This is a genomic window from Shewanella sairae (assembly GCF_023283535.1).
Classification (GTDB): Bacteria; Pseudomonadota; Gammaproteobacteria; order Enterobacterales; family Shewanellaceae; genus Shewanella; species Shewanella sairae.
Genome location: NZ_JAKILT010000130.1, coordinates 1 through 2835 on the forward strand (window position 1 = coordinate 1; position 2835 = coordinate 2835).

At 38.1% G+C, this 2835-nt stretch carries 2 protein-coding genes; both read right to left on the reverse strand.

The features are described 5' to 3' along the window. Positions 1–621: 621 nt before the first annotated feature. Positions 622–1551: a hypothetical protein gene (locus tag L2748_RS23380; protein WP_220783500.1), complete on the reverse strand. Its 930-nt coding sequence runs from the start codon at positions 1549–1551 to the stop codon at positions 622–624. 431 nt (positions 1552–1982) lie between these two features. Continuing rightward, entirely contained in the window at positions 1983–2609 is a 627-nt protein-coding gene (locus L2748_RS23385) for a S24 family peptidase (protein ID WP_220783499.1), read from the reverse strand. Positions 2610–2835 lie beyond the last annotated feature (226 nt).

The following is a 2835-nucleotide window of genomic DNA, read 5'->3' on the forward strand; positions in this document are numbered from 1 at the left end:
TATTGGTACTCGTGTAATTCGTCATTAAGACAAATATCATCTTTATCATCGTCATCAAAGTGAAAGTAAGACATAAGCATTCATAGAAAATCAACGTGCAAACACTGTATATAAAAACAGGTACTCAATAATTGAGCTAAATCAATTTTTGCATTCTTTTCTGCTAGACAGTCGCGTAGCGACAAGCGTCGCAGACAAACCCGCTATACAGAAACAAATGAAGCCTAATGGTCGGTTAGACAAAATATCCTTTTCAGCGCTGCTCTTAAATGATGTCCCCTAGCGTCAGCTAGGAAATGGACATTTCATTTTTGTTTGTTGTCTTTAAAGATCTTTTTATCTTTCATCTTTTAAAAGCTTTTAACTCAAAAAAAGAAAAAGATTTTAAGCCTAAAGATCACAACTAACTTTGCAGTCTCGATTTGTACTTTAACTAATTCCTAAAAAAAACATCAATCACTTTAAATAGACAGCGTGCCAACCAAAAACCATGAGAAATACAAAATGTAGAGAGAGTTAAGCAGCACGTTTCTGCTCGTTTAGGAGCAATATACCGCGCTCAGACACGACAAAACTCGGCAAGTAAGCCGATGTAGGTCATTTTGATAAACTGCTTTAGCGCTAATTAGGTGGTACGTGGTAAGTTTCACGTACATGGTGAGAAGTGATCAGATCGAGCAAGCGTTGGCATGGCTCAACCACTTTCATGTTCTTACGAAGCGTACCGTCCATACGGTAACGTGAATTAGGGTAACGTGCCTTTTGCTTAAAGGATTTACCTTTCGTTTTCAAATCGGCTTCATGCTTTGCTGCGCCGTTACGAACGGACAAACGGGACGCGCCGAGCATATCTAACAACCCTTTAGATAGAACCTTGTAACTTGCTTCTGCATGAAACATAGCTGCGTGGCCATCTTCATAAATAGCCACAGTATCGCTTTGCAGATAACCACATTGGACTAATTTATTGATATAAAAATACCAAGTTGATTCGGCGATATAAACACCATGTCTAAGTGCCACTTCCATTCTCAGCGCATCATGGGTAAGGTTCTTACCGCCTTTACGAGTAGCAACAACGATCATGCCATTAGCAACGTTACAATTAACCACAAATGCGGAAAGCATCAAACTTAAAATGACCTTAGAGCGCTCTTGTAATGTTCCACGGTATAAGCCGTCACTATGTTCAAGAAATTCTTCTCGATGAGGCAGTACCTTTGCTTGTCTGAGTAATGTTTTAACGTAATCGGGCAATCTTGCACTCTTAAATCCATTGAATGAGGCAACTTTACCTTGAAATCCAACAGCCTTACCGCTTTTATGAACTCGATCAGCCGTATCTAGAATTTCTGCATTAACTTTGTCACGTTCAGCTTTGCGGGCTTTTTTGAGGCGTTTAGTTTCATCAACGACAGTGTAAGCTTGTCCGTCTGGTATTTCACAGTCGAAAGCATTCGCATCATCATAAGACGACAACGGAGGAAGTTCAGAGCAATGCTCATCACTTTCAAGTGCAGAAAAGAGTGTCTCTAGGTTAGCGTTTTGCATTAGACACACTCACAATAGGCATACTAGATCGCGTTAGGATCGGCATGTCATATTGAATGTATCTAGATCTACAAAGGGATTGGTGCTGCAATATGCAGCTATAACGCTGTTGGGTTTTCATTATTAGATTCTCAAGGTTTTAGGTCTGTTTAGGTTCCACCCCAAACATTGAGTTCTAATGTAAATGAAATACTTCGAAAGATCAATGATCATAGATCTCTGGATTTTAAGTACAAAAAAACCGACCCCTTGAGAGTAGTCGGTTTTTTTGTCGAATGCTATATAGTTAGATTGGAGGTCTAACACATTCTAGTATTAAAAAATACACTACATAAAATACTATGTAGTAGCGTGCTATGTAATGCACTTTCTGATTAATACTTGAAGCACATTATATTAGTTAATATGCCAATCAACAAGAAAACTTTTATTTACACATCGAAAAACACTGATGCCCAAACAACCTTCCCAATGACATCAATCTTAGACAACTCGCTCTTTTCCGGTTCAAATAACGGGTTATAACTGTGTAATATCACATATTCAGGATATTGATATAACTGCTTAATTCTCAACATCCCTTCTTGTCGAAAAACATAAATACTCCCGTCATGAATGCGCTTGACTCTACAATCTACAGCTATCACACTCCCATGATTTAAAGTAGGTTCCATACTGTTTCCAGTAACATTGATACAATAAATATCTGATGGTTCCGCGCCTATCCTATCGAACACGTAACTAGGAATAACTGTTGTTAATTGCGTTGCTTGCTTACATAAACACTTATCACTATCAATAATATCCAGATCGTTAAAGTACGCACACAGTTCATACGCTTTGTTTTCAATAGGTCTATCATTTCCAGTTAACAACCATTCAGGCTCAGTTTGCAAGGCATTTGCTAATGAGAATAAATGTTTCCCTTTAGGAGTATTTTCATCTAACTCCCACTTTGAAACACTAACAGCCGTTACTCCTATTTTGCTTGCCAATGTTCGTTGACTCAGTCTAAGTTTTGTACGCTTTTCTTTAATTCTGCAACCGATTGTATTCATGCCATAGATATTACCCCCGCACAGCAACACTTTTAACTCGCCATAAGTTTACGCTAAATATAGAAAATTAACTTTACTTTACAAGTCTGTTTATTTATCATCCAAGAAAAGTAAAAAGAACAAACTAAGAGTAGTCCAATGTCTAAAGGCATACCCATTCAGTTAATGCTTTCTCCAGCCGCTTACGCTGCATTAGCCGCAAAAGCTAAACAGGAAAATTGTCGTA

Excerpts from the sequence above, each read along its gene's own strand:
- L2748_RS23380 (WP_220783500.1), bottom strand. The coding sequence starts at position 1,551 with ATGCAAAACGCTAACCTAGAGACACTCTTTTCTGCACTTGAAAGTGAT.
- L2748_RS23385 (WP_220783499.1), bottom strand. The coding sequence starts at position 2,609 with ATGAATACAATCGGTTGCAGAATTAAAGAAAAGCGTACAAAACTTAGA.